We start from the raw sequence: 25264 nt of genomic DNA, 5'->3' as shown, positions 1-25264 counted from the left end.
CGTTACTTCCTCTTCGCCTTCTTGTCCGCGCCGTGACCGTAATAGGTCCGGGTCGGAGCGAATTCACCAAACTTGTGGCCAACCATGTCTTCGTTGACGGCCACCGGGATATGCTTGCTGCCGTTGTAGACGCCGAAGGTGAGACCGACGAACTGCGGCAGGATCGTGGAGCGACGGCTCCAGATCTTGATCACTTCGCTGCGACCGCCTTCACGAACCTTCTCAGCCTTCTTGAGAAGATAGCCGTCAACAAACGGGCCTTTCCATACTGAACGAGCCATTCCTGACTACCTCTCTTACTTCTTCTTCAAGTGGCGCGAGCGCATGATGAACTTGTCGGTCGACTTGTTCGAGCGGGTACGCTTGCCCTTGGTGGGCTTGCCCCACGGGGATACCGGGTGACGACCACCGGAGGTGCGGCCTTCACCACCGCCGTGCGGGTGGTCGACCGGGTTCATGACGACGCCGCGGTTGTGCGGGGTCTTGCCGCGCCAACGCGTGCGACCAGCCTTGCCGTCGTTGATGTTGCCGTGATCCGGGTTGGATACGGCGCCGATCGTGGCGAGGCAGGACGAGTGAACCAGGCGCTGTTCGCCCGAGTTCAGGCGAAGGATCGCCATGCCCTGGTCGCGGCCGACGAGCTGAACGAAGGTGCCAGCGGAACGGGCGATCTGGCCGCCCTTGCCCGGCTTCATCTCGACGTTGTGAACGATCGAGCCAACCGGGATGTACTGCAGCGGCATGGTGTTGCCGGGCTTGACGTCAACGGCCTTGTCGGACGCGATGACCTTGTCGCCGGCTGCCAGGCGCTGCGGTGCCAGGATATAGGCCTGCTCGCCGTCAGCATAGTCGATCAGCGCGATGAACGCGGTGCGGTTCGGGTCGTATTCCAGACGCGCGACCGTGCCTTCGACGTCGAACTTGCGACGCTTGAAGTCGACGAGACGGTAGGTACGCTTGTGACCGCCGCCGATGAAGCGGGCAGTGATGCGACCCAGGTTGTTACGGCCGCCGCTCTTGGAGAGACCTTCGGTCAGAGCCTTTACGGGCTTGCCCTTGTAAAGGCCCGACCGGTCGACGATGACCAGCTGGCGCTGGCTCGGAGTGGTCGGGTTGTAGCTTTTCAATGCCATTTTTCTGTTTCCTCTTTAGCCGAGTGCCCGATTAGAGCCCGGTGGAGACGTCGATGGACTGACCGTCAGCGAGCGTGACGATAGCCTTCTTGACATCTCCCTGCCGGCCGGCGAAGCCGCGGAAACGCTTGATCTTGCCCTTGCGGACGAGCGTGTTCACAGCCGTGACCTTGACGCCGAAGAGTGCTTCCACTGCAGCCTTGATTTCAGGCTTGGAAGCGCGCTTGGCAACGTTGAAGACGACCTGGTTGTTTTCGGATACCAGCGTCGACTTTTCGGTGATCGAAGGAGATACGATCACATCGTAGTGGCGAAGATCCGTCATTTGAACCGCTCCTCGAGGGCTTCTACAGCAGCCTTGGAGAGCACGAGCTTGCCGCGGCGCAGGATGTCGTAAACATTGATACCCTGGATCGGAAGAACATCCACGTTCGGGATGTTGCGGGCTGCGAGCTTGAAGTTGCCGTCAAGTTCCGAGCCGCCGATGATGAGGGCATTGGTGAGGCCGAGCGAGGCGAATACGCCGGCGAGAGCCTTCGTCTTTGCTTCGGCAGCAACCAGATCGTCGATGATGATCAGGTTTTCAGCCTTCAGCTTTGCCGAGAGCGCATGGCGCAGGCCGAGCGCGCGAACCTGCTTGGGCAGGTCGTGGGCATGGCTGCGGACAACCGGGCCGTGGGCCTTGCCGCCGCCGCGGAACTGCGGTGCACGAGCCGAATGGTGACGAGCGCGGCCCGTACCCTTCTGCTTGTACATCTTGGCGCCCGTGCGGGAAACCTCGGCGCGGGTCAGCGACTTGTGGCTGCCCTGCTGCTTCTTGGCGAGCTGCCAGCGGACGACGCGGGCAATGATGTCTTCGCGCGGCTCGAGGCCGAAAATCGCGTCGGAGAGGGAGACCTTGCCGGCGTCCTTCCCCTCGAGGGTCGTGACTTTGAGATCCATGATCAGGCTCCCTTACTTGACTGCGGCGCGCACGGCGGCCGGACGCGGCGCGTCGGACGGGGTGCCGGACTTGACGGCGTCACGAACGACGATCCAGGCACCCTTGGAGCCCGGGACTGCGCCCTTAACGAGGATGAGACCACGCTCTTCGTCGGTCGAGACGACTTCGAGGTTCTGGGTGGTGACGCGCGTCTGGCCCATGTGACCAGCCATGCGCTTGCCCTTCCAGACCTTGCCCGGGTCCTGGTTGTTACCCGTCGAACCGTGCGAACGGTGCGAGACGGACACGCCGTGCGTTGCACGAAGACCACCGAAGTTGTGGCGCTTCATGGCACCGGCGAAACCCTTACCGATCGTGGTGCCGGTAACGTCGACGAGCTGACCTGCGACAAAGTGGCTCGCGGTCAGTTCCGCGCCGATGTCGATGAGGTTGTCTTCCGAAACGCGGAACTCGACGAGCTTGGCCTTCGGCTCGACGCTTGCAGCGGCGAACTGGCCGCGCAGTGCCTTTGCCGTGTTCTTCACCTTGGAGGTGCCGGCGCCGAGCTGGACGGCCGTGTAGCCGTTCTTGTCCTGCGTGCGCTGGGCCACGACCTGGACGTTGTCCAGTCGCAATACTGTTACAGGGATATGCTCACCTGCGTCATTATAGACGCGAGTCATCCCTACTTTCTGTGCAATCACACCTGAACGCATGGTTCAATCCTCTTAGAAGTCCTGTCGGGGTATTCCCAAAACGAGGGAGCCCCTTCATGCCTCTTGGTTTAAGGATTCCACTCGGGCCTCGAAGGCCGTCGGGTTTCCCGTTTTTAGAAGACGTCGGCTAATGCCACGTACCTTCCTTGTTATTTCGGCTTACGCCGGACTTAGAGCTTGATCTCTACGTCTACACCGGCCGCAAGGTCGAGCTTCATGAGAGCGTCAACGGTCTGCGGGGTCGGATCTACAATGTCGAGCAGGCGCTTGTGCGTGCGCATCTCGAACTGTTCGCGGCTCTTCTTGTCGACGTGGGGCGACCGGTTGACCGTGAACTTTTCAATACGGGTCGGGAGCGGAACGGGGCCGCGGACGCTTGCGCCGGTGCGCTTTGCCGTCGACACGATCTCGCGCGTGGAGGCATCAAGGATCCGGTGGTCAAACGCCTTGAGGCGGATGCGGATGTTCTGGCCGTTCATACGACTTTTCCTTAGTTCGTTATCCGCGCGATTCTCTTGGGAATACGCGCTTTTTGATTCTGGCGGTTCCATAAAGGAACGCACACGAAAACACAATTGCCGAAAGGCCAGTCCGCTAAATTTTCAAAGACCGGAGGGGCAGGGTTGACCCCCTGCCCTTCCTTTTTCAGCGGCCTAGGGCCTTAACGTCTTACTCGACGATCGAAGCAACGATGCCGGCGCCGACGGTGCGGCCGCCTTCGCGGATGGCGAAGCGCAGCTTTTCTTCCATCGCGATCGGAACGATCAGCTCGACGGCAACCGTGACGTTGTCGCCCGGCATGACCATTTCCGTGCCTTCCGGCAGCGAAACAATGCCCGTCACGTCCGTCGTGCGGAAGTAGAACTGCGGACGGTAGTTCGTGAAGAACGGCGTATGACGGCCGCCTTCTTCCTTCGTCAGGATGTAGGCTTCTGCCATGAACTTCTTGTGCGGCTTGACCGAACCCGGCTTGCACAGGATCTGGCCACGCTCGACGCCGTCACGGTTCACACCGCGAACGAGAGCGCCGATGTTGTCGCCGGCCTGGCCCTGGTCGAGCAGCTTGCGGAACATTTCAACGCCGGTAACCGTCGTCTTCGAGGTCGGGCGGATGCCGACGATCTCGACTTCTTCGCCGACCTTGACGATGCCGCGCTCGACGCGACCCGTCACAACCGTACCGCGGCCCGAGATCGAGAACACGTCTTCGATCGGCATCAGGAACGGCTGGTCGATCGGACGCTCCGGCGTCGGGATGTAGGCGTCGACAGCTGCCATCAGCTCGCGGATCGCGTCTTCACCGATCTTCTTGTCCGAATCTTCGAGAGCGGCCAGAGCCGAACCCTTGACGATCGGAATGTCGTCGCCCGGGAAGTCGTAGGACGACAGCAGTTCGCGCACTTCAAGCTCGACGAGCTCGAGGAGTTCGGCGTCGTCGACCTGGTCGACCTTGTTGAGGAACACGACGATCGCCGGAACGCCAACCTGGCGGGCGAGCAGGATGTGCTCGCGGGTCTGCGGCATCGGGCCGTCAGCAGCCGAGCAGACCAGGATTGCGCCGTCCATCTGGGCAGCACCGGTGATCATGTTCTTGACGTAGTCGGCGTGGCCGGGGCAGTCGACGTGGGCGTAGTGGCGGGCCGGCGTCTCGTATTCGACGTGCGCCGTCGAGATGGTGATGCCACGAGCCTTTTCTTCCGGAGCGGCGTCGATCTGGTCATACGCCTTGTATTCGCCGAAATACTTCGTGATCGCGGCCGTCAGCGACGTCTTGCCATGGTCGACGTGGCCGATCGTGCCGATGTTTACGTGAGGCTTGTTGCGCTCAAACTTGCTCTTTGCCATTTCCGGCTCTCCGTTCCTTGTCCCGCGAAGGGAAATTCATACAATTTTCTTAGGGGCGTACCCCGGTCACTTCTGACCGGAGTACTTTGCCTGGATTTCCTGCGCGACGTTCGAGGGAACCGGCGCATAGTGATCGAAGGTCATCGTGTACTGGGCGCGGCCCTGCGACATCGAGCGCAGGTTGTCCACGTACTTGAACATGTTGGCCAGCGGCACGTTGGCGGAGATCACGACGGCGACGCCGCGCGATTCCTGGCCCTGGATCTGGCCACGACGGGAGTTCAGGTCGCCGATGACGTCGCCGACATAGTCTTCCGGCGTGACGACTTCGACCTTCATCATCGGTTCCAGCAGCTGGGCGCCGGCTTCACGCGACGCTTCACGGAAGCAGGCACGCGATGCGATTTCGAAGGCGAGGACCGAGGAGTCGACATCGTGGAAGGCGCCGTCGATGAGCGTCGCCTTGACGCCGAGCATCGGGAAGCCTGCGAGCGGACCCGAGGACAGAACGCTTTCGATACCCTTCTGAACGCCCGGGATATATTCCTTCGGAACAGAACCGCCGACGATCTTGGACTCGAACAGGAAGTCTTCGCCTTCCGGGTTCGGTTCGAAAACGAGCTTCACGCGGGCGAACTGGCCGGTACCACCGGTCTGCTTCTTGTGCGTGTAGTCCTTCTCGGTCTTGCGCGTGATGGTCTCGCGGTAGGCAACCTGCGGGGCGCCGACATTGGCTTCGACCTTGAACTCGCGACGCATGCGGTCGACGATGATGTCGAGGTGAAGTTCACCCATGCCTGCGATGATCGTCTGGCCCGACTCTTCGTCGGTCTTGACGCGGAAGGACGGGTCTTCGGCGGCCAGGCGGTTGAGCGCGAGGCCCATCTTTTCCTGGTCGTTCTTGGTCTTCGGCTCGATCGCGATCTGGATGACCGGCTCGGGGAATTCCATGCGCTCGAGGATGACCGGCTTCAGGGGATCGCAGAGCGTGTCGCCCGTCGTGGTGTCCTTGAGGCCGGCGAGAGCAACGATGTCGCCGGCAAAGGCTTCTTCGATGTCTTCACGCGAGTTGGAATGCATCTGGAGCATACGGCCGACGCGCTCGCGCTTTTCCTTGACCGTGTTCATGACCGACGTGCCCTTTTCGAGCTTGCCGGAATAGATGCGGGCGAAGGTGAGCGAACCGACGAAGGGGTCGTTCATGATCTTGAACGCAAGCATGGAAAGCGGCTCGGCGTCGTCAGCGTGACGCTCGATTTCGGCTTCCGTCTTGACGTCGATGCCCTTGATCGCCGGGATGTCTGCCGGGGACGGCAGGTAATCGACGACGGCGTCGAGCAGCGGCTGGACGCCCTTGTTCTTGAACGCGGTACCGCAGAACATCGGGTGGAACTTCACGTCGATGGTGCCGCGGCGAACGAGCGCACGGATCTGTTCGTTGTCCGGGTAGTTGCCTTCGAGATAGGCTTCCATCGCGGCTTCGTCGATTTCGACGACGGTCTCGATGAGCTTCTCACGGTATTCTTCGGCCTGGGCCTTCATGTCTTCCGGGATTTCGACGACGTCCCACTGGGCGCCGAGCGATTCATCGCGCCAGACGAGAGCGTTCATCTCGATCAGGTCGACGACGCCCTTGAACTCGGTCTCGGCGCCGATCGGCAGCTGCATGACGACCGGGATCGCACCGAGGCGCGACTTGATCATGGACACCGAGCGGTAGAAGTCCGCGCCGGTCTTGTCCATCTTGTTGCAGAAGATCATGCGCGGAACGTTGTACTTCTCAGCCTGACGCCAGACGGTTTCCGTCTGCGGCTCTACACCGGCGTTGGCATCGAGAAGGGCGATCGCACCGTCGAGAACGCGCAGCGAACGCTCGACTTCGATGGTGAAGTCGACGTGGCCGGGGGTGTCGATGATGTTGAAACGGCGGGTCTTGCCGTCACGGCCCTTCCAGTAGGTCGTGGTGGCAGCGGACGTGATCGTGATGCCGCGTTCCTGCTCCTGCTCCATCCAGTCCATCGTAGCGGCGCCGTCATGGACTTCGCCGATCTTGTGGGACTTGCCGGTGTAGTAAAGGATACGCTCGGTCGTCGTCGTCTTGCCGGCGTCGATATGCGCCATGATACCGAAATTTCGGTAGTCTTCGATTTTATATTCGCGAGCCATCTGGGACTCCTTTCGAGACGTCTAGTTTCGGTTACCAGCGGTAGTGCGAGAAGGCACGGTTGGCGTCAGCCATCTTGTGCGTGTCTTCGCGCTTCTTGACGGCGCTGCCGCGATTGTTCGCTGCGTCCATGAGTTCGCCGGAGAGGCGCTCGACCATGGTCGTTTCGTTACGCTTGCGGGCAGCTGCGATCAGCCAACGGATTGCGAGAGCCTGGCGGCGCTCCGGACGAACGTCGACCGGAACCTGGTAGGTCGCACCACCAACGCGGCGCGAACGCACTTCGACATGCGGCGCAACGTTGTCCAGAGCCGAATGGAACACCGTGACCGGGTCCGCTTTAGCCTTGCCCTGAACGACATCGAAGGCGCCGTAAACGATCGTTTCGGCGACGGACTTCTTGCCGTCCAGCATGATGGCATTCATGAACTTGGTGACTACGAGATCGCCGAACTTCGGGTCCGGGTTGATCTCGCGCTTTTCTGCTCTATGGCGACGGGACATACTTTTTGTCTCTCAAACTTGTAACTGATCTGACCAGCGAAATGGCGCCGGTTGACTTATTATTTCGGACGCTTCGCGCCGTACTTGGAGCGGCGCTGCTTGCGGTTCTTGACGCCCTGGGTGTCGAGAACGCCGCGGATGATGTGGTAACGAACGCCCGGCAAGTCCTTTACGCGGCCGCCACGGATCATGACGACGGAGTGTTCCTGCAGGTTGTGGCCTTCGCCCGGAATGTAGCCAATGACTTCGAAGCCATTGGTCAGGCGGATCTTGGCGACCTTACGCAGAGCCGAGTTCGGCTTCTTCGGGGTCGTCGTGTAGACGCGGGTGCAAACGCCGCGCTTCTGGGGGTTTTCCTGCAGAGCAGGAACCTTGTTGCGCTTTACCGACGCCTGGCGCGGCTTGCGGATCAACTGGTTTACGGTAGGCATTTAACCATCCCTTGCAAATCTAGTCTCGTTTACCCTTGCGGGCGGATACATGGCCACACGCGTGTTCATGCGCAATAAAAGGCCGATCCGCTTTTGCGGATGACCTTCATAGGCAGAGGACGCGATAACCGCGTCATGCGTGCAGCATTCATGTTCTCAACGTGCGTCGAGCCCTGTTTGAGGCGAACTCCAGAACGAGTCGTTCCGAACCAGCCAGCCTCACATAGGCTCTGATAGCGGGCGGTCTACTGATTAAAGGGCGAAAGGTCAAGGGGCGGCGCGAAAGAATCCTGCCCGGGAATGCCTGCTTTGCCTGAGAAGCAGGGCTTTCAGGGTGCGCCCCTGCCCTCTTCGCGGTGATTTTCAGACAACCAGCCTTCGCCGATCTGCATTAAGAAAGCATGAAGAAGGAATCAACCGGAAGAGTCGCTCCGCGCCAATTACATCCACCGATTCTCTACCAGTAAGGCTTTTGACGGGATCGTGATTTTTGCGATTGGGTCCGACCGCCCTACCCTTTATAGAGCTTGCATCATTTCATCCCGAAAGGAGCCTGCCATGGCCAGTGCCGACAACGACAACAATACGCTCGACGACCCGATGGTCTTCATCATCATCGGCAAGGCCTATGAGCGCGACGGCGACGAGGGCATCGACATCCATGTCATGCTGCGCGCGCCGGACGACGACAGCGCCGTGCGCGAGGCGCTGAACGCCCTTTCGGAGGAAGGCTTCCTCGAAGCCGACCTCGACCAGATCGGCACGCTGAACGACGTGCCGGACGAGGAGCCGCATGCATCGGCCTATCGCGGCGCGCTCGAAGGGGAAGTGGCGATCATCCGTTTCGCGTGACGCCGCGCCCCCGCCAGCCGGATTGCTCCCCTTGGCAGAGGCGCGTCGCCCGCCTCTGCCGGCAGCACCGGGTAGTAGGCTCCTATCCGTTCAGGTGAGGTTCTACGCCCTATTGGCGGCTTATCAGCCCCCGGCGGCTCGGGCATGGTGGTCGACATGGTCGCTCAGCCTGTCCGGCCTGGCCTCACGGGGGAAAAGATGACCGTTTCCGATACAGCGACAGCGGTTGGCGAGAAAAACGACTATTACGACAAGAGCTATTTCGACAAGACGTTCGAACACCAGCGCTATGCGGCTTACTTCGATCGCCTGAAGTTCGAGAAATTCGTCGGTCCGTCGGACCGCGTGATCGATTTCGGCTGCGGTGGCGGCTACATCCTTTCCAGCCTCGATGTCAAAGAGCGCGTTGGTGTCGAGGTCAACGAGGCGGCCGCCGCGGCAGCCCGCAAGAACGGCATCCGGGTCTTCGGCAGCCTTGATCAGATCGAGGACGGCTGGGCCGACACCATCATTTCTCACCATGCCCTTGAGCATGTCGACGATCCGCTCGGCATGGTGCGGCAGATGTTCACCAAGCTCCGCAAGGGCGGCAAGGTCGTGCTCGTGACGCCGAACGAGTCCTTCAAGATAGGCTACCGCGAGGACGAGCCGAACTTCCACCTTTTCACCTGGTCGCCCAGCAACCTCGGCAACCTGCTGAAGCGTGCCGGGTTCACCGGGATCGCCGCGGCGCCGGTCCACCACCGCTGGCCGCGCTACTGGTGGATCGTCGGCCCGATCGTCGGCAAGCGAATGATGAACCTCATCTGCATCGCCTATGGCCGGGTGATGACGGGCGTCAGCCAGGTCAGGGCCATCGGCTACAAGCCCTAGGCGCCGCCCCGTCTCACATAAACAAAAAGCCGCCCGAAACGCTCGGGCGGCTTTTTCATCTTTAAAAGAACGACAGCTTATTCGGCTGCGGCGTTCTCGCCGCCGGCGAGGTCCGCCAGCATCGGGGTTGCAACACCTGCACCCGTCGACTTGCGGCGCTCGTCGAGGATCATCTCGTCGCGAGCCGTCGCGATGCGGCGGATCTGGGTCATGGTGCCACCCGTACCGGCCGGGATGAGGCGGCCGACGATGACGTTTTCCTTGAGACCCTGCAGGCCGTCGGTCTTGCCGGCGATCGCAGCTTCCGTGAGAACCTTGGTGGTCTCCTGGAAAGATGCGGCCGAGATGAACGACGGGGTCTGCAGCGACGCCTTGGTGATGCCGAGGAGGACCGGATCGCCGTAAGCCGGCTTTTTGCCTTCCTCGATCAGGCCGTCGTTGACGTCTTCGAGCTCGATACGGTCGACGTTGTCGCCGACGATGTAGGTCGAGTCGCCGGCATCCGTGATCTCGACCTTCTGCAGCATCTGGCGAACGATCACCTCGATGTGCTTGTCGTTGATCACAACGCCCTGCAGACGGTAGACTTCCTGGATTTCGTTCACGAGGTAGGAAGCGAGTGCTTCCACGCCCTTGATCGCCAGGATGTCATGCGGCGCCGGGTTGCCGTCGAGGATGTAGTCACCCTTTTCGATGTAGTCGCCGTCCTGAAGGTGGAAGGGCTTGCCCTTCGGGATCAGGTACTCGACCGGCTCGACACCGTCTTCCGCCGGCTCGATCATCACGCGACGCTTGTTCTTGTAGTCGCGGCCGAAGCGAACCGTACCATCGATCTCAGCGATGATGGCGTGGTCCTTCGGACGACGGGCTTCGAACAGTTCGGCAACGCGCGGCAGACCACCGGTGATGTCCTTGGTCTTGGCGCTTTCCAGCGGCGAGCGGGCAAGAACGTCACCCTGGGAGACCTTCTGGCCCGGTTCGACCGACAGGATCGCGTCGACCGAGAGCAGGAAGCGGGCTTCGCCACCGCGGGACAGCTTGGCAACGGCGCCATTCTTGTCCTTGATGATGATGGCAGGCTTCAGGTCCGTACCGCGCGGCGTCGAGCGCCAGTCGATGACCGAACGCTTGGTGATGCCGGTGGATTCGTCCGTCGATTCCAGAACCGAGATACCGTCGACCACGTCTTCGAAGTGAACGGTGCCCTCGACTTCCGTCATCATCGGACGGGTGTAGGGGTCCCACTCGGCGAGACGCTGGCCGCGCTTCACCTTGTCGGCATCGTCGACGAAGATCTTCGAACCGTAGGCGACGCGCTGCGAGGAGCGTTCCACGCCGCGCTCGTCGAGGATCTGGATCGCCATGTTGCGGCCCATCGCGACGAGAACGCCTTCGGAGTTCCGCAGCATGTTGCGGTTCTTGATCTGCACCGTGCCTTCATACGACGCTTCCAGGAACGACTGGTCGACCACGGTCGCCGTGCCGCCCAAGTGGAAGGTACGCATGGTGAGCTGGGTGCCCGGTTCACCGATCGACTGAGCCGCGATGACGCCGACGGCTTCGCCCATGTTGACGGGCGTGCCGCGTGCAAGGTCGCGACCGTAGCAGACGCCGCAGACGCCGGTCTGGATTTCGCAGGTCAGCGCCGAGCGGATGCGGATCGACTGGATACCAGCCTTTTCGATCTGGACGACGTCGGCCTCGAGGATCATCCGGCCCGCATCGACGATGCGCTCACCCGTGACCGGGTGATCGATATCGTCCAGCGCGGTACGGCCGAGCACGCGGGTGCCGATCGAAGCCACGACCTGGCCGGCATCGACGATCGCCGTCATCGTGAGGCCCGTTTCCGTGCCGCAGTCGACATGCGTGACGATGCAATCCTGCGCGACGTCGACGAGACGGCGGGTCAGGTAACCGGAGTTCGCGGTCTTCAAGGCGGTGTCTGCCAGACCCTTACGGGCACCGTGCGTCGAGTTGAAGTACTCGTTAACGGTCAGGCCTTCCTTGAAGTTCGAGATGATCGGCGTTTCGATGATCTCGCCCGACGGCTTGGCCATGAGGCCGCGCATGCCGCCCAGCTGACGCATCTGGCTCGGAGAACCACGGGCGCCGGAGTGCGACATCATGTAGATGGCGTTCATCGGCTTCTGGCGACCGGTCGCGGGGTCGAACTCGACGGCCTTGATGCGGGCCATCATGTCTTCCGCAACCTTCTCGGTGGCCTTGCCCCAGGCATCGACGACCTTGTTGTACTTTTCGCCCTGGGTGATCAGGCCGTCATTGTACTGCTGCTCGTATTCCTTGACCAGGTTTTCGGTATCACCGACGATCTTCACCTTGGTTTCCGGAATGACCATGTCGTCCTTGCCGAACGAAATGCCGGCGCGGCAGGCGTGGACGAAGCCGAGCTGCATGATGCGGTCGCAGAAGATGACCGTGTCTTTCTGGCCGCAGTGACGGTAGACCGAGTCGATCATCTTGGAGATGTTCTTCTTGGTCATTTCCTGGTTGCAGATGTCGAACGGAATGTTGCCGTTCTTCGGCAGCAGTTCGCCGATGATCATGCGGCCGGGCGTCGTTTCGAAGATCTTGGTGTAGGGCTTGCCTTCACCGTCGACCGACTTGTAGCGGCCCTTGATCTTGGCATGCAGCGTGACGACCTTGTTTTCCAGAGCGTGGTGCAGCTCGCCCATGTCGGAGAAGGCCATGCCTTCGCCCGGCTCGTTCTGGTTCTGGATCGACAGATAGTAGAGACCGAGAACCATGTCCTGCGAAGGAACGATGATCGGTGCACCGTTTGCCGGATGCAGGATGTTGTTCGTCGACATCATGAGCACGCGCGCTTCAAGCTGGGCTTCCAGCGAAAGCGGAACGTGAACAGCCATCTGGTCGCCGTCGAAGTCGGCGTTGAAAGCCGTGCAGACGAGCGGGTGCAGCTGGATGGCCTTGCCTTCGACCAGCGTGGGTTCGAAAGCCTGGATGCCCAGGCGGTGCAGCGTCGGTGCGCGGTTCAAGAGAACCGGATGTTCGCGGATGACCTCGTCGAGGATATCCCAGACTTCCGGCTTTTCCTTTTCAACGAGCTTCTTGGCCTGCTTGACGGTCGAGGAGTAACCCTTGGCGTCGAGGCGGGCGTAGATGAACGGCTTGAACAGTTCGAGCGCCATCTTCTTCGGCAGGCCGCACTGGTGCAGCTTGAGTTCCGGACCGGTCACGATGACCGAACGGCCGGAATAGTCGACGCGCTTGCCGAGAAGGTTCTGGCGGAAGCGGCCCTGCTTGCCCTTGAGCATGTCGGACAGCGACTTCAGCGGACGCTTGTTGGCACCCGTGATGACGCGGCCGCGGCGGCCGTTGTCGAACAGGGCGTCAACCGATTCCTGAAGCATGCGCTTCTCGTTGCGGATGATGATGCCCGGTGCGCGAAGCTCGATGAGGCGCTTCAGACGGTTGTTGCGGTTGATGACGCGGCGGTACAGATCGTTCAGGTCCGACGTCGCGAAGCGGCCGCCGTCCAGCGGAACCAGCGGACGCAGGTCCGGCGGGATCACCGGGACGACCTTCATGATCATCCATTCCGGACGGTTCCCGGATTCCATGAAGTTCTCGACGATCTTCAGGCGCTTCATCAGCTTCTTCTGCTTCAGATCCGAGGTGGTCTCGGCCAGATCCGAACGCAGATCGCCAGCGATCTTCTCGAGGTTCATCGAGGCGAGCATCTCGTAGATGGCCTCGGCGCCGATCATCGCCGTGAACTGGTCTTCACCATATTCATCGACGGCGATCATGTATTCTTCTTCGGAAAGAAGCTGGTTTTCCTTGAGCGCGGTCAGGCCCGGCTCGGTCACGATGTAGTTCTCGAAATAGAGAACGCGCTCGACATCCTTCAGCGTCATGTCGAGCAAAGTCGAGATGCGCGAGGGAAGCGACTTCAGGAACCAGATGTGGGCGACGGGCGCGGCGAGCTCGATATGGCCCATGCGCTCGCGGCGAACGCGCGACAGCGTGACTTCGACGCCGCACTTTTCGCAGATGATGCCCTTGTACTTCATGCGCTTGTACTTGCCGCACAGGCACTCGTAGTCCTTGATCGGGCCGAAGATGCGCGCGCAGAACAGACCGTCGCGTTCCGGCTTGAACGTGCGGTAGTTGATCGTTTCCGGCTTCTTGATCTCACCGTAAGACCAGGAAAGAATCTTTTCCGGAGAAGCGATCGAGATCCGGATGGAATCGAACGTCTGCGCAGGCACCTGCGGGTTGAAAAGGTTCATGACCTCTTGGTTCATGCCTATCTCCTTCGTGGGCCATTGGCCCTCTGCTTAGCAAGCGATTGCGGCGATACCCGGGTGCCGCAAGGCTGCTTGAAACGGATGAGCCGCCCCTGCCCGAGCGGGCGGGGCGGAAACGGTGCGCGCCCTGAAGGCGCGCACCCGATCATGATTATTCCGCGGCGTCCGGAAGCTGGCCGGCTTCGTTGGCTGCGTCGAGCTTGGAGTTCTCGAGTTCGACCGACAGGCCGAGCGAGCGCATTTCCTTGACGAGAACGTTGAAGCTCTCCGGAATGCCCGCTTCGAACGTGTCGTCGCCACGAACGATCGCCTCGTACACCTTGGTGCGGCCCGCGACGTCGTCCGACTTCACGGTCAGCATTTCCTGCAGCGTATAGGCGGCGCCGTAGGCTTCGAGCGCCCAGACCTCCATTTCCCCGAAGCGCTGGCCGCCGAACTGCGCCTTGCCGCCCAGCGGCTGCTGGGTAACGAGCGAGTACGGGCCGATCGAACGGGCGTGGATCTTGTCGTCCACAAGGTGGTTCAGCTTCAGCATGTAGATGTAGCCGACGGTCACCTGGCGGTCGAACTGGTCGCCGGTCCGGCCGTCATAGAGCGTCGACTGGCCGGTGACCTTGAGGCCTGCCTGTTCGAGCATCTCGTTGACGTCCTTCTCGACGGCGCCGTCGAAGACCGGGGTCGCGATCGACACACCACGACGGGTCTGTTCCGCAAGGCGGACGATGGACTCGTCGTCATACTGCTTGATCGGCTCGCCCTTCGGGCCGGAACCGATGACGCTGTCGATGACATCGCGCAGCGGCTGGATTTCGGCACCTGCCTTGTAGGCGTCGAGCATCGCGCCGATCTGCTTGCCCATGCCGGCGCAAGCCCAACCGAGATGCGTCTCCAGGATCTGGCCGACGTTCATGCGCGAAGGCACGCCCAGCGGGTTCAGAACGACGTCGACATGCGTGCCGTCTTCCAGGAACGGCATGTCCTCGATCGGAACGATGCGCGAAACCACACCCTTGTTGCCGTGACGGCCGGCCATCTTGTCGCCCGGCTGGATCTTGCGCTTCACAGCGACGAAGACCTTGACCATCTTCATGACGCCCGGGGGCATTTCGTCGCCGCGCTGGACCTTTTCGACCTTGTCCATGAAGCGCTGTTCAAGGCGCGACTTGGATTCGTCGTACTGGCCGCGGAGCGCTTCGATCTCGCCCTGAACCTTCTCGTCCTCGACGGCGAACATCCACCACTGCGAGCGGGGATATTCGGAGACGACGGCGTTCGAAAGCTCGGTGCCCTTCTTGAAGCTCTTCGGGCCGGCAACGGCGACGTTGCCGCGCAGCATGTCGATCAGGCGGCCGTAGACGTTACGGTCGAGGATCGCCTGCTCGTCGTCACGGTCCTTCGCCAGACGCTCGATCTCTTCGCGCTCGATCGCCATCGCACGTTCGTCCTTCTCCACGCCATGGCGGTTGAAGACGCGAACTTCGACGACGGTGCCGAAGGTGCCGGGCGGCATGCGCATGGAGGTGTCGCGCACGTCGGAAGCCTTTTCGCCGAAGATGGCGCGCAGAAGCTTTTCTTCCGGCGTCATCGGGCTTTCGCCCTTCGGCGTGATCTTGCCGACGAGGATATCGCCCGGCTGAACTTCCGCACCGATGTACACGATACCGGCTTCGTCGAGGTTCTTCAGCGCTTCTTCCGAGACGTTCGGAATGTCGCGCGTGATTTCTTCCGGACCGAGCTTGGTGTCGCGGGCCATGACTTCGAACTCCTCGATATGGATCGAGGTGAAGACGTCATCGCGCACGATGCGTTCGGACAGGAGGATCGAGTCCTCGTAGTTGTAGCCGTTCCAAGGCATGAACGCGACGAGCGCGTTGCGGCCGAGTGCCAGGTCGCCGAGGTCGGTCGACGGACCGTCCGCGATGATGTCGCCCTTGTTCAGAACGTCGCCGACGGTAACCAGCGGGCGCTGGTTGACGCAGGTGTTCTGGTTGGAGCGCTGGAACTTCTGCAGGCGGTAGATATCGACGCCGGACTTCGACGGATCGAGGTCTTCGGTGGCGCGGATAACGATACGGGTCGCGTCGACCTGGTCGACGACGCCGCCGCGGCGGGCCGCGATGGCAGCGCCCGAGTCACGGGCAACGACCGGTTCCATGCCCGTGCCGACGAACGGGGCTTCGGCCCTGAGGAGCGGCACGGCCTGGCGCTGCATGTTCGAGCCCATGAGCGCGCGGTTCGCGTCGTCGTTCTCAAGGAACGGGATGAGCGCGGCTGCGACCGAAACGAGCTGCTTCGGCGAAACGTCCATTAGGTTGACCGTGTCGCGCGGCGCGAGCATCACTTCGCCCGAATGACGGCAGACGACGAATTCTTCCACGAACGAACCGTCCGAGGTGAGTTCCGAGTTTGCCTGGGCGACGTAGTACTTCGCTTCTTCCATGGCCGAGAGGTAGACCACTTCGGTCGTGACCTTGCCGTCCGTGATCTTGCGGTACGGGCTTTCGATGAAGCCGTACTTGTTGACGCGGGCGAAGGTTGCGAGCGAGTTGATCAGACCGATGTTCGGGCCTTCCGGCGTTTCGATCGGGCAGATACGGCCGTAGTGGGTCGGGTGAACGTCGCGGACTTCGAAGCCGGCGCGCTCACGGGTCAGACCACCCGGGCCAAGAGCCGAAAGACGGCGCTTGTGGGTGATTTCCGAAAGCGGGTTCACCTGGTCCATGAACTGGGAGAGCTGCGAGGAACCGAAGAATTCGCGAACCGCGGCAGCAGCCGGCTTCGCGTTGATCAGGTCCTGCGGCATCACCGTGTCGATCTCGATCGAGGACATGCGTTCCTTGATCGCGCGCTCCATGCGGAGCAGGCCGAGACGGTACTGGTTCTCCATCAATTCGCCGACCGAACGAACACGGCGGTTGCCGAGGTTGTCGATGTCGTCGATCTCGCCCTTGCCGTCGCGCAGTTCGACCAGCATCCGGACCACGGCCAGGATGTCGTCCTTGCGCAGCGTACGGACCGTGTCGGCGACGTCGAGGTCGAGGCGCATGTTCATCTTCACGCGGCCGACGGCGGAGAGGTCGTAACGCTCCGCATCGAAGAACAGCGTGTTGAACATGGCTTCGGCCGAATCCATCGTCGGCGGTTCACCCGGGCGCATGACGCGGTAGATGTCGAACAGCGCGTCCTGGCGGTTCTCGTTCTTGTCCACGGCGAGCGTCGAGCGGATGTAGGCGCCGACGTTGATGTGGTCGATGTCGAGGACCGGGATCTCGTCGAAACCGGCCGACAGGATGACCGGGAGGGTCTTCTCGTCGATTTCGTCGCCGGCTTCGAGGTAGATCTCACCCGTCGAGAAGTTGACGATGTCTTCGGCGAGGTAGTTGCCGTAGAGCTCGTCATCGGTCGCCTTGAGGGCCTTGAGGCCCTTTTCGGAGAGCGTCTTCAGGAGGCGCGGGGTCAGCTTCTTGCCGATTTCCACGACGACTTCGCCGGTGTCGGCGTCCACCATGTCCGAGACGGCCTTCTGGCCTTTCAGCGCGTCCGGATTGAAGGGCACGCGCCAGCCTTCGCCGTCGCGCTGGTAGAACGACTTCGTGTAGAAGGTCGACAGGATTTCTTCACCGTCCATGCCGAGTGCCATGAGCAGCGACGTGACGGGGATCTTGCGGCGGCGGTCGATGCGCGCATGCACGATGTCCTTGGCGTCGAACTCGATGTCGAGCCAGGAACCGCGGTACGGGATGACGCGGGCAGCGAAGAGCAGCTTGCCGGAAGAATGGCTCTTGCCCTTGTCGTGGTCGAAGAACACGCCCGGGGAACGGTGCATCTGGGAGACGATGACGCGCTCGGTGCCGTTGACGATGAACGTACCGTTGTCGGTCATGAGCGGCATGTCGCCCATGTAGACGTTCTGTTCCTTGATGTCCTTGATCGACTTCGCGCCGGTATCCTCGTCGATATCGAACACGATGAGGCGCAGCGTCACCTTGAGGGGCGCTGCATAGGTCAGGTCACGCTGGCGGCATTCCTCGACGTCGAACTTCGGCTGTTCGAACTCGTAGGAGACGAATTCGAGCATGGAAGCGCCGGAGAAGTCGGTGATCGGGAAGACCGACTTGAAAACGGACTGGAGGCCCTCGTCCGGACGACCGCCGGCGGGCTCTTCAACCATCAGAAACTGGTCGTAAGATGCCTTCTGAACCTCGATGAGGTTCGGCATGACTGCGACTTCAGGGATTTTACCAAAAAACTTGCGTACGCGCCTACGACCGTTAAACGAAAGGGTCTGAGCCATCGTCGCTCCTTCAAAATTTGCATCCGGGCCTGCAACGGACGGGGTTCGCTGGCCAGTCGATCCCGTCTATCATGGGTTTGTTCAATCTCGTCTTGCCGCCTAAGCCACGGGCCGGATTGCCCGATCGCCTGGGTAGAAGACCATCCTCTTGAAGAACCCATTACCCAAAAGCCGGTTTTCGCGGCTTTTGGGTAATCAGTTCGGAGGAATCATCAATGGGAGAGGGTTTTCACCCTCCCCCATCGCATTCCGGTATTACTTAACGTCGACCTTGGCGCCGGCGTCCTCAAGCTTCTTCTTGAGGTCGGCAGCTTCGCCCTTCGACACGGCTTCCTTGACAGCCTTCGGAGCGCCTTCGACGAGGTCCTTGGCTTCCTTGAGGCCGAGGCCGGTGATGGCGCGGACTTCCTTGATGACGTTGATCTTGTTGGCGCCGGCCTCAACGAGGATGACGTCGAACTCGGTCTTTTCTTCTTCGACCACAGCAGCAGCAGCGCCACCGCCAGCAGCAGCGACGGCTACCGGTGCAGCAGCCGAAACGCCCCACTTCTCTTCGAGCAGCTTGGAAAGCTCAGCAGCTTCCAGAACGGTCAGCGAGGAGAGGTCTTCTACGATCTTTGCGAGATCAGCCATTGTCATAGTTCCTTATATTCGGTTCGAACTGGTTAGTTTGATTTACAGCGAAAAACCGCCTCAAGCGGCTTCGTCCTTCTTGGCGTAGGCGGCGAACACACGAGCAAGCTGGCTTGCCGGTGCTGCAACGACCGTGGCGACGCGCGTAGCCGGGGCTGCAAGCAGGCCCAGGAGCTTTGCACGAAGCTCGTCGAGCGAAGGCAGGGTCGCAAGCGACTTGACTGCATCAGCGTCGAGTGTGGTCGCACCCATGGCACCACCGAGAACAACGAGCTTGTCGTTGGTCTTGGCGAAATCCATGGCTACCTTGGGAGCAATCATCGGATCATTTGCGTAAGCAATGAGCGTCTGACCCTGGAAGAGATCAGACATCCCTTCCGACTCCGTACCCTGAAGGGCAATTTTGGCCAGGCGGTTCTTCGCGACCTTGACGGTACCGCCCGCTGCACGCATCTTCGTACGAAGATCGTTCATCTGTGCGACGGTGATACCGGCGTAGCGGGCCACGACAACCGAACCGGAAGCCTTGAAGACTTCGTTCAGCTCCGTGACGAATTCGCGTTTTTCCGCTCTTTCCACTGTGCCTATCTCCAGTTGACAGGACCGTGACTTCTCACGGGACCTGCCGGGTTTACCTTTGCCGCCAGGGATCCGCTTCAAAAGGGATCCCGAGCGACGCTCGAGGATCCTGTCCCCCCGCGCTCGACCGGATGGCCGCGACACAAGGTAAGGTAGGTTCGAACCGAATTTCGGCGTCATCCGACGCGGAAGAAATCCAGGTCTCACCCCGTCTCATGCAGGCTAAAGTGATTAAGGGATAACCACCTGCAATCTCGGACAGGAGTTCCGGGTTGCCCCGGAAATCCCCGGCCAGACAAGGCCGGGAATTCTGTTGCGGTTCGGCCGGAGCCGAGCCGTAAATTAGGCGACGGTTGCCGGGTCGATCTTGACGCCCGGGCCCATCGTCGAAGAGATGGCTACGCGCTTGACGTAGTTGCCCTTGGCGCCCGTCGGCTTGGCCTTGATGACCGCGTCGGCGAATGCCTTGATGTTCTCTTCCAGAGCCTTGGCGTCGAAGGAAGCCTTGCCGATGCCGGCGTGGATGATACCAGCCTTCTCGACGCGGAACTCGACAGCACCGCCCTTGGATGCCTTGACGGCGCCGGTGACGTCCATGGTCACGGTGCCGACCTTCGGGTTCGGCATCATGCCGCGCGGGCCGAGGACCTTACCGAGGCGACCGACGAGCGGCATCATGTCCGGGGTCGCGATGCAGCGATCGAAATCGATCTTGCCGCCCTGGACGATTTCGACGAGGTCCTCGGCGCCGACGATGTCTGCACCGGCAGCCTTGGCTTCGTCAGCCTTGGCGCCACGTGCGAAGACGGCGACGCGAACGTCACGGCCCGTGCCGTTCGGCAGGTTGACCACGCCGCGGACCATCTGGTCTGCGTGACGCGGGTCGACGCCGAGGTTCATGGCGACTTCGATGGTTTCGTCGAACTTGGCGACGGCACGCTCCTTGACGAGAGCGATGGCGTCGGAGAGGGCGACGAGCTTGGTCGGGTCGATGCCTTCACGGATCTTCTGGAGACGCTTTGCTACCTTGGCCATGATCAACCTACCACTTCCAGGCCCATGGCGCGGGCGGAGCCCTCAACCATTGCCATCGCGCCTTCGATATCGGCGGCGTTGAGATCCTTCATCTTGGCTTCGGCGATCGACTTGATCTGAGCCTTGGTGAGCTTGCCGACGGTGGCACCCTTGCCCGGGGTCTTCGAACCGGAGGTGATCTTGGCTTCCTTCTTGAGGAAGTAGGTCACCGGGGGCTGCTTCATCACAAATGTGAAGGACTTGTCCTGGTAATAGGTGATGACGACCGGAATCGGCATGCCCTTTTCCATTTCCTGCGTAGCCGCGTTGAACGACTTGCAGAATTCCATGATGTTAATGCCACGCTGACCAAGCGCCGGGCCGATCGGCGGGGACGGGTTTGCCGATCCTGCCTTGACCTGAAGCTTGAGCTGGCCTGCAACTTTCTTAGCCATTTCTCTCTGCCTTTCAGAATGCGACCGGTTTCCCGGTCCATGATGCCGATCCGAAGACCGGCGGCTGCGGTTGCGTGGTGCGGATTTCTGGCGCCCGGCTTATAAGGCGACTGTCCTTCCACGCGATCGGCGGAAATCTCCGCCACCAACCCTCTGACGAGGGCCGGATTTCACACAAGCAGCGCCCCGAAGGACGCCGCCGAAATCAGATTTTCTCGACCTGGGCGTATTCCAGCTCGACCGGGGTGGCGCGACCGAAGATCGACACTTCCACCTTGAGGCGCGAACGCTCCTCGTCGACGTCCTGAACGATGCCGTTGAACGACGCGAACGGACCGTCGGAAACGCGAACCTGCTCGCCGATCTCGAAGGAGACCGAGGGCTTCGGACGATCGACACCGTCCTGGACCTGCGACAGGATGCGATCCGCTTCGGAATCAGGGATCGGAACCGGCTTGTTGTCGGAACCGAGGAAACCCGTGACCTTCGGCGTATTCTTGATGAGGTGATATGCCTCGTCCGTCAGGTTCGCCCGCACCATCACGTAGCCCGGGAAGAACTTGCGCTCCGAATCGACCTTGCGGCCGCGACGCACCTCGACGACCTTTTCGGTCGGCACGATGATCTTCTCGAACAGATGCTCAAGGCCCTTCTGACGCGCCTTGTTCTCGATGTCCTCGGCGACCTTCTTTTCGAAATTCGAATAAGCGTGGACGATGTACCAACGCGCAGCCATGTTCATCTCCAACCAATCAAGCGCTAGCGCTGAGGACGAGGCCGATCAGCCAGCCCATCAACTGGTCAGCAGCAAAGAAGAACACTGCCGCAAGGAAGACCATGACAAAAACCATGATGGTCGAGATCATCGTCTCGCGCCGCGAGGGCCAAGTCACTTTCGCCGTCTCGGAGCGTACCTGCTGCAGAAACGCAATCGGATTCGTTTTCGATGCCATTGAATGTCCACGCCATTACGGCGCGTAAAGCTGAACTATCAGCCCCACGCACCGCGTGTCTGTTTTGCCCTACATAAAGCCCGATTCCCTTTTTAACAAGAGGCAACCGGGCTTTTCGCGAATTTAGACGGTCGAACGCCGTCGCGCCATCCCCTCCCCGTCGCTGCAAGTCGTCCGCGCTGTCCGGTTTGGAATGGCAGGGGCAGCAGGGCTCGAACCTGCGACCTGCGGTTTTGGAGACCGCCGCTCTACCAACTGAGCTATACCCCTAGATGCTTGCCGCTCCTGAACGAAACGCCCGTCGCCGGCAAGGCATGGCGTCTTTACGGCGCACGGATCGACTTGGCAAGCCCGAAGACGAGATTTTTTCACAGTTTAACAACGCAGCGCACCGCCTGCCGCACCTCACCAGGCGAAACGGAGGCGCGCCCGGATGGTTCCGGTCAGGCGGGCCTCCTGCCGCCGCACGGAGGCGCCGAGATCGAGCCCGTCGAAGACCTGCTGCTCGATGCCGAATTCCGTCCCGATCCGGCGATCGCCGCTCACGGCCGTGCCGGCTGCAACGAAGGAGGTTCCGGTCGGCAGCGCCTGGAGCTGCGCCTTCTGCACCATGCGCACCGAGCCGCGATAGCCATGCCGCACATTCGCATCGGCCGACACGGACGGCGTGACCACCACGTCGAAGGAGGGCGACGCCATCCAGCGGCGCGAGACGCCGGCGCTGGCGGAGACGCGCCCCGTCAGAGGGTTGTAGCCCGCCGTCGCGATGCGCTCGCTGCCGGAACGCCCCTGCCCGCGCAGTTCCGCCCAGAGCCTTGCATTGTCGCGCGTATCGCGTATCCGGCCGGTGGAGGACGTGGTGATGGAGACATCGACCCCGGCGCTCATCTCGGCAGCGGTCGCGGCCTTGGCGCCCATGCGCAGGCGATAGGCATAGCTGGAGAGTTTCGCCGGCGACCATATCAAAAGAGAATCATCAGCCTGGGCTTCGGCTGCCGGGAGAATCAAAAGAATCGTCGAAACAGCGAGCGCTGCGCGCGCCGCGCGTGCAAATGCGTTCATGGGAGTGCGGGCCTGTTTCCGGTTACCGTGATGCGCGCGGCACGACCTCGTGTCCGCCACACGCAGAGGCGCCTCCGCAAGATGCCGGATCGAAACGATCCACCGGCGCCGGACCCGGGCGTACGGCGCCCTGGCCGTGTCGCTCGAAGCGACGTGGCAAACCTACCCCCTGGTGCCCGCCGTCTCCATCCCCAGAACTGGCGAGTTATGCCCGGCGGCTAAAACAGCCCGCGCAAAAGAAAAAGCCCCGCGGTTTCCCGCGGGGCTCTCAATCAGGTCAAAGACCCGAAATTACTCGACGATCGAAGCAACGATGCCGGCGCCGACGGTGCGGCCGCCTTCGCGGATCGCGAAGCGCAGCTTTTCTTCCATCGCGATCGGAACGATCAGCTCGACGGCAACCGTGACGTTGTCGCCCGGCATGACCATTTCCGTGCCTTCCGGCAGCGAAACAATGCCCGTCACGTCCGTCGTGCGGAAGTAGAACTGCGGACGGTAGTTCGTGAAGAACGGCGTATGACGGCCGCCTTCTTCCTTCGTCAGGATGTAGGCTTCTGCCATGAACTTCTTGTGCGGCTTGACCGAACCCGGCTTGCACAGGATCTGGCCACGCTCGACGCCGTCACGGTTCACACCGCGAACGAGAGCGCCGATGTTGTCGCCGGCCTGGCCCTGGTCGAGCAGCTTGCGGAACATTTCAACGCCGGTAACCGTCGTCTTCGAGGTCGGGCGGATGCCGACGATCTCGACTTCTTCGCCGACCTTGACGATGCCGCGCTCGACGCGACCCGTCACAACCGTACCGCGGCCCGAGATCGAGAACACGTCTTCGATCGGCATCAGGAACGGCTGGTCGATCGGACGCTCCGGCGTCGGGATGTAGGCGTCGACAGCTGCCATCAGCTCGCGGATCGCGTCTTCACCGATCTTCTTGTCCGAATCTTCGAGAGCGGCCAGAGCCGAACCCTTGACGATCGGAATGTCGTCGCCCGGGAAGTCGTAGGACGACAGCAGTTCGCGCACTTCAAGCTCGACGAGCTCGAGGAGTTCGGCGTCGTCGACCTGGTCGACCTTGTTGAGGAACACGACGATCGCCGGAACGCCAACCTGGCGGGCGAGCAGGATGTGCTCGCGGGTCTGCGGCATCGGGCCGTCAGCAGCCGAGCAGACCAGGATTGCGCCGTCCATCTGGGCAGCACCGGTGATCATGTTCTTGACGTAGTCGGCGTGGCCGGGGCAGTCGACGTGGGCGTAGTGGCGGGCCGGCGTCTCGTATTCGACGTGCGCCGTCGAGATGGTGATGCCACGAGCCTTTTCTTCCGGAGCGGCGTCGATCTGGTCATACGCCTTGTATTCGCCGAAATACTTCGTGATCGCGGCCGTCAGCGACGTCTTGCCATGGTCGACGTGGCCGATCGTGCCGATGTTTACGTGAGGCTTGTTGCGCTCAAACTTGCTCTTTGCCATCTCTTTATTTCCTACTGAACGAAAGTTGGGCTAACCGGCCCGTCCGGTTTGGCAGGCGTTTAAGGCTTTCGCAACGAATGCGCAAGCGCTAAATGCACGGTAAAATCTGCCGGAAACGGGCTTGGGTGAGCCGGATAGCGGATAGATCGTGACGCGGAATCGCTTTTTCAAGGCAGGGCCTTAGGCCGCATGCCCGTTGCCCGTCCGATGCGGCGCGGGTCCGATTCGCTCCGGGGCCGCCTCCCGCCTGCGATCCGCGGAGCGACCTACCCAGCGTTACAACGACTACGCCGAACGGATGCGGCAAATATCCCCTTGCTTAGGTACGCCCCTGCATAGCGCGCGCTAAAGTTGACCGCTTATTTTCCAATCAGCGGGAGGACATAATGGCGATGATCTGGGGCGAAACTCTCGAAGTTGTCAGAGCCAAAGGCAAGAATATTAAAGGCACGGACGAAGCCGACGACCTGAAGGGCGGCGAAAATAACGATACCATCCGAGGCCTGGATGGCGACGATGTCTTGAAGGGTAAAGGTGGAAACGACGTCATCGACGGCGGCAAGGGCGACGACAAACTCAGGGGCGATGCCGGCAACGACACGCTGGCCGGCGGCGCTGGCGGGGACAAGGTCGAAGGAGGCGCAGGCAAAGATGTTGTATCGGGCAATGCCGGAAACGACAAACTGTTCGGCGACAAGGGAGCCGACACTCTTTTGGGCGGAAGCGGCGATGACGCTCTCAGGGGCGGTCAGGGCAACGATGTGCTATCCGGCGGCAACGGTGTCGATACCTTCGTGTTCGGCAAGAAGGAAGGCAATGACGTGATCCGCGATTTCAAAGACGGAACGGATTTGATCGACCTGCGCGGGCAGACTTTTGAGGTCATCGAAAACAAAAGCGGCTCCGCGGTGCTCGAACTCTCGGGCGGCGGCACCGTAACGCTAAAAGGCATCGACATGAACGATGTGGACCCAGACTGGTTTCTCTAGGCAGAAGCCGCGCATTCAGCTGGGAGGTCTTCATGCAAGTCCGTTTGCCTTCCGCCTTGAAAAGAGCCCCTCCCCGTCGCGCCTGT

At 61.2% G+C, this 25264-nt stretch carries 23 protein-coding genes and 1 tRNA gene; 3 read left to right on the top strand and 21 right to left on the bottom strand.

Features of this window, described 5'->3' with window-relative positions:
- Positions 1 to 2 precede the first annotated feature (2 nt).
- From rpsS to rpsL, 10 genes are all read right to left on the bottom strand, one after another.
- Positions 3 to 281, bottom strand: coding sequence for a 30S ribosomal protein S19 (gene rpsS, locus AC1RWL_RS19910; protein ID WP_023517272.1), 279 nt, complete (start codon positions 279 to 281; stop codon positions 3 to 5).
- Positions 282 to 296: 15 nt separating this feature from the next.
- The gene (gene rplB / locus AC1RWL_RS19905; protein ID WP_256116159.1) at positions 297 to 1133 is read right to left on the bottom strand and encodes a 50S ribosomal protein L2; all 837 of its coding nucleotides are present in this window, start codon (positions 1131 to 1133) and stop codon (positions 297 to 299) included.
- 31 nt (positions 1134 to 1164) lie between these two features.
- The gene (locus tag AC1RWL_RS19900; protein ID WP_256116160.1) at positions 1165 to 1458 is read right to left on the bottom strand and encodes a 50S ribosomal protein L23; all 294 of its coding nucleotides are present in this window, start codon (positions 1456 to 1458) and stop codon (positions 1165 to 1167) included.
- A complete protein-coding gene (rplD, locus tag AC1RWL_RS19895) occupies positions 1455 to 2075 on the bottom strand; it encodes a 50S ribosomal protein L4 (protein ID WP_256116161.1) in 621 nt (206 codons plus the stop codon). Before rplD ends, AC1RWL_RS19900 begins: the two co-directional genes overlap by 4 nt.
- Before the next feature lie 12 nt (positions 2076 to 2087).
- Positions 2088 to 2771, bottom strand: a complete 684-nt coding sequence (gene rplC, locus AC1RWL_RS19890) for a 50S ribosomal protein L3 (protein WP_256116162.1) — start codon at positions 2769 to 2771, stop codon at positions 2088 to 2090.
- A 170-nt stretch (positions 2772 to 2941) separates the two neighbouring features.
- The gene (gene rpsJ, locus AC1RWL_RS19885) at positions 2942 to 3250 is read right to left on the bottom strand and encodes a 30S ribosomal protein S10 (protein ID WP_003507767.1); all 309 of its coding nucleotides are present in this window, start codon (positions 3248 to 3250) and stop codon (positions 2942 to 2944) included.
- A gap of 190 nt (positions 3251 to 3440) precedes the next feature.
- Entirely contained in the window at positions 3441 to 4616 is a 1176-nt protein-coding gene (gene tuf, locus AC1RWL_RS19880; RefSeq protein WP_435265371.1) for an elongation factor Tu, read from the bottom strand.
- A 66-nt stretch (positions 4617 to 4682) separates the two neighbouring features.
- The gene (gene fusA / locus AC1RWL_RS19875) at positions 4683 to 6782 is read right to left on the bottom strand and encodes an elongation factor G (protein ID WP_435265374.1); all 2100 of its coding nucleotides are present in this window, start codon (positions 6780 to 6782) and stop codon (positions 4683 to 4685) included.
- Between the two features lie 31 nt (positions 6783 to 6813).
- On the bottom strand, positions 6814 to 7284 hold the full coding sequence (gene rpsG, locus AC1RWL_RS19870; protein WP_256121541.1) for a 30S ribosomal protein S7: 471 nt from the start codon (positions 7282 to 7284) through the stop codon (positions 6814 to 6816).
- 59 nt (positions 7285 to 7343) lie between these two features.
- A complete protein-coding gene (gene rpsL, locus AC1RWL_RS19865; RefSeq protein ID WP_022719193.1) occupies positions 7344 to 7715 on the bottom strand; it encodes a 30S ribosomal protein S12 in 372 nt (123 codons plus the stop codon).
- 558 nt (positions 7716 to 8273) lie between these two features.
- Here rpsL and AC1RWL_RS19860 point away from each other — a divergent pair.
- Both AC1RWL_RS19860 and AC1RWL_RS19855 read left to right on the top strand, forming a co-directional pair.
- Entirely contained in the window at positions 8274 to 8567 is a 294-nt protein-coding gene (locus AC1RWL_RS19860; RefSeq protein WP_256121540.1) for a transcriptional regulator, read from the top strand.
- 198 nt (positions 8568 to 8765) lie between these two features.
- Positions 8766 to 9440, top strand: coding sequence for a class I SAM-dependent methyltransferase (locus AC1RWL_RS19855; RefSeq protein WP_256121539.1), 675 nt, complete (start codon positions 8766 to 8768; stop codon positions 9438 to 9440).
- Positions 9441 to 9517: 77 nt separating this feature from the next.
- Here AC1RWL_RS19855 and rpoC read toward each other — a convergent pair whose 3' ends face one another.
- From rpoC to tuf (AC1RWL_RS19800), 11 genes are all read right to left on the bottom strand, one after another.
- On the bottom strand, positions 9518 to 13729 hold the full coding sequence (rpoC, locus tag AC1RWL_RS19850) for a DNA-directed RNA polymerase subunit beta' (RefSeq protein WP_256121538.1): 4212 nt from the start codon (positions 13727 to 13729) through the stop codon (positions 9518 to 9520).
- A 154-nt stretch (positions 13730 to 13883) separates the two neighbouring features.
- The gene (gene rpoB / locus AC1RWL_RS19845; RefSeq protein ID WP_435265373.1) at positions 13884 to 18026 is read right to left on the bottom strand and encodes a DNA-directed RNA polymerase subunit beta; all 4143 of its coding nucleotides are present in this window, start codon (positions 18024 to 18026) and stop codon (positions 13884 to 13886) included.
- Between the two features lie 255 nt (positions 18027 to 18281).
- On the bottom strand, positions 18282 to 18659 hold the full coding sequence (gene rplL, locus AC1RWL_RS19840) for a 50S ribosomal protein L7/L12 (protein ID WP_256121536.1): 378 nt from the start codon (positions 18657 to 18659) through the stop codon (positions 18282 to 18284).
- A gap of 60 nt (positions 18660 to 18719) precedes the next feature.
- The gene (gene rplJ / locus AC1RWL_RS19835) at positions 18720 to 19238 is read right to left on the bottom strand and encodes a 50S ribosomal protein L10 (protein WP_256121535.1); all 519 of its coding nucleotides are present in this window, start codon (positions 19236 to 19238) and stop codon (positions 18720 to 18722) included.
- A 342-nt stretch (positions 19239 to 19580) separates the two neighbouring features.
- Positions 19581 to 20273 (bottom strand): 50S ribosomal protein L1, encoded by a 693-nt coding sequence (gene rplA / locus AC1RWL_RS19830; protein ID WP_256121534.1) that lies wholly within the window; start codon positions 20271 to 20273, stop codon positions 19581 to 19583.
- 2 nt (positions 20274 to 20275) lie between these two features.
- Complete coding sequence (gene rplK / locus AC1RWL_RS19825) at positions 20276 to 20707, bottom strand: 50S ribosomal protein L11 (RefSeq protein ID WP_023517311.1); 432 nt, start codon at positions 20705 to 20707, stop codon at positions 20276 to 20278.
- A gap of 205 nt (positions 20708 to 20912) precedes the next feature.
- A complete protein-coding gene (gene nusG, locus AC1RWL_RS19820) occupies positions 20913 to 21443 on the bottom strand; it encodes a transcription termination/antitermination protein NusG (protein WP_256121533.1) in 531 nt (176 codons plus the stop codon).
- 16 nt (positions 21444 to 21459) lie between these two features.
- Positions 21460 to 21660, bottom strand: coding sequence for a preprotein translocase subunit SecE (gene secE / locus AC1RWL_RS19815; protein ID WP_256121532.1), 201 nt, complete (start codon positions 21658 to 21660; stop codon positions 21460 to 21462).
- 194 nt (positions 21661 to 21854) lie between these two features.
- Positions 21855 to 21930, bottom strand: a tRNA-Trp gene (locus AC1RWL_RS19810).
- A gap of 135 nt (positions 21931 to 22065) precedes the next feature.
- Complete coding sequence (locus AC1RWL_RS19805) at positions 22066 to 22722, bottom strand: hypothetical protein (RefSeq protein WP_493158453.1); 657 nt, start codon at positions 22720 to 22722, stop codon at positions 22066 to 22068.
- Positions 22723 to 23013: 291 nt separating this feature from the next.
- Positions 23014 to 24189: an elongation factor Tu gene (gene tuf, locus AC1RWL_RS19800; RefSeq protein WP_435265371.1), complete on the bottom strand. Its 1176-nt coding sequence runs from the start codon at positions 24187 to 24189 to the stop codon at positions 23014 to 23016.
- A 386-nt stretch (positions 24190 to 24575) separates the two neighbouring features.
- Here tuf (AC1RWL_RS19800) and AC1RWL_RS19795 point away from each other — a divergent pair, with 386 nt between their 5' ends.
- Positions 24576 to 25178, top strand: coding sequence for a calcium-binding protein (locus tag AC1RWL_RS19795; RefSeq protein WP_493096248.1), 603 nt, complete (start codon positions 24576 to 24578; stop codon positions 25176 to 25178).
- Positions 25179 to 25264 lie beyond the last annotated feature (86 nt).

Source organism: Shinella sp. GW821-FHT10F02 (assembly GCF_058809275.1).
The sequence above is the reverse complement of the archived record's forward strand: the minus strand, read 5'-3'. Positions and strand labels throughout refer to the sequence as shown.

Bases quoted from the DNA above. Each gene is read 5' to 3' on its own strand.
- rpsS (WP_023517272.1), bottom strand. From the start codon at position 281: ATGGCTCGTTCAGTATGGAAAGGCCCGTTTGTTGACGGCTATCTTCTC.
- rplB (WP_256116159.1), bottom strand. From the start codon at position 1,133: ATGGCATTGAAAAGCTACAACCCGACCACTCCGAGCCAGCGCCAGCTG.
- AC1RWL_RS19900 (WP_256116160.1), bottom strand. From the start codon at position 1,458: ATGACGGATCTTCGCCACTACGATGTGATCGTATCTCCTTCGATCACC.
- rplD (WP_256116161.1), bottom strand. From the start codon at position 2,075: ATGGATCTCAAAGTCACGACCCTCGAGGGGAAGGACGCCGGCAAGGTC.
- rplC (WP_256116162.1), bottom strand. From the start codon at position 2,771: ATGCGTTCAGGTGTGATTGCACAGAAAGTAGGGATGACTCGCGTCTAT.
- rpsJ (WP_003507767.1), bottom strand. From the start codon at position 3,250: ATGAACGGCCAGAACATCCGCATCCGCCTCAAGGCGTTTGACCACCGG.
- tuf (WP_435265371.1), bottom strand. From the start codon at position 4,616: ATGGCAAAGAGCAAGTTTGAGCGCAACAAGCCTCACGTAAACATCGGC.
- fusA (WP_435265374.1), bottom strand. From the start codon at position 6,782: ATGGCTCGCGAATATAAAATCGAAGACTACCGAAATTTCGGTATCATG.
- rpsG (WP_256121541.1), bottom strand. From the start codon at position 7,284: ATGTCCCGTCGCCATAGAGCAGAAAAGCGCGAGATCAACCCGGACCCG.
- rpsL (WP_022719193.1), bottom strand. From the start codon at position 7,715: ATGCCTACCGTAAACCAGTTGATCCGCAAGCCGCGCCAGGCGTCGGTA.
- AC1RWL_RS19860 (WP_256121540.1), top strand. From the start codon at position 8,274: ATGGCCAGTGCCGACAACGACAACAATACGCTCGACGACCCGATGGTC.
- AC1RWL_RS19855 (WP_256121539.1), top strand. From the start codon at position 8,766: ATGACCGTTTCCGATACAGCGACAGCGGTTGGCGAGAAAAACGACTAT.
- rpoC (WP_256121538.1), bottom strand. From the start codon at position 13,729: ATGAACCAAGAGGTCATGAACCTTTTCAACCCGCAGGTGCCTGCGCAG.
- rpoB (WP_435265373.1), bottom strand. From the start codon at position 18,026: ATGGCTCAGACCCTTTCGTTTAACGGTCGTAGGCGCGTACGCAAGTTT.
- rplL (WP_256121536.1), bottom strand. From the start codon at position 18,659: ATGGCTGATCTCGCAAAGATCGTAGAAGACCTCTCCTCGCTGACCGTT.
- rplA (WP_256121534.1), bottom strand. From the start codon at position 20,273: ATGGCCAAGGTAGCAAAGCGTCTCCAGAAGATCCGTGAAGGCATCGAC.
- rplK (WP_023517311.1), bottom strand. From the start codon at position 20,707: ATGGCTAAGAAAGTTGCAGGCCAGCTCAAGCTTCAGGTCAAGGCAGGA.
- nusG (WP_256121533.1), bottom strand. From the start codon at position 21,443: ATGGCTGCGCGTTGGTACATCGTCCACGCTTATTCGAATTTCGAAAAG.
- secE (WP_256121532.1), bottom strand. From the start codon at position 21,660: ATGGCATCGAAAACGAATCCGATTGCGTTTCTGCAGCAGGTACGCTCC.
- AC1RWL_RS19805 (WP_493158453.1), bottom strand. From the start codon at position 22,722: ATGAACGCATTTGCACGCGCGGCGCGCGCAGCGCTCGCTGTTTCGACG.
- tuf (WP_435265371.1), bottom strand. From the start codon at position 24,189: ATGGCAAAGAGCAAGTTTGAGCGCAACAAGCCTCACGTAAACATCGGC.
- AC1RWL_RS19795 (WP_493096248.1), top strand. From the start codon at position 24,576: ATGGCGATGATCTGGGGCGAAACTCTCGAAGTTGTCAGAGCCAAAGGC.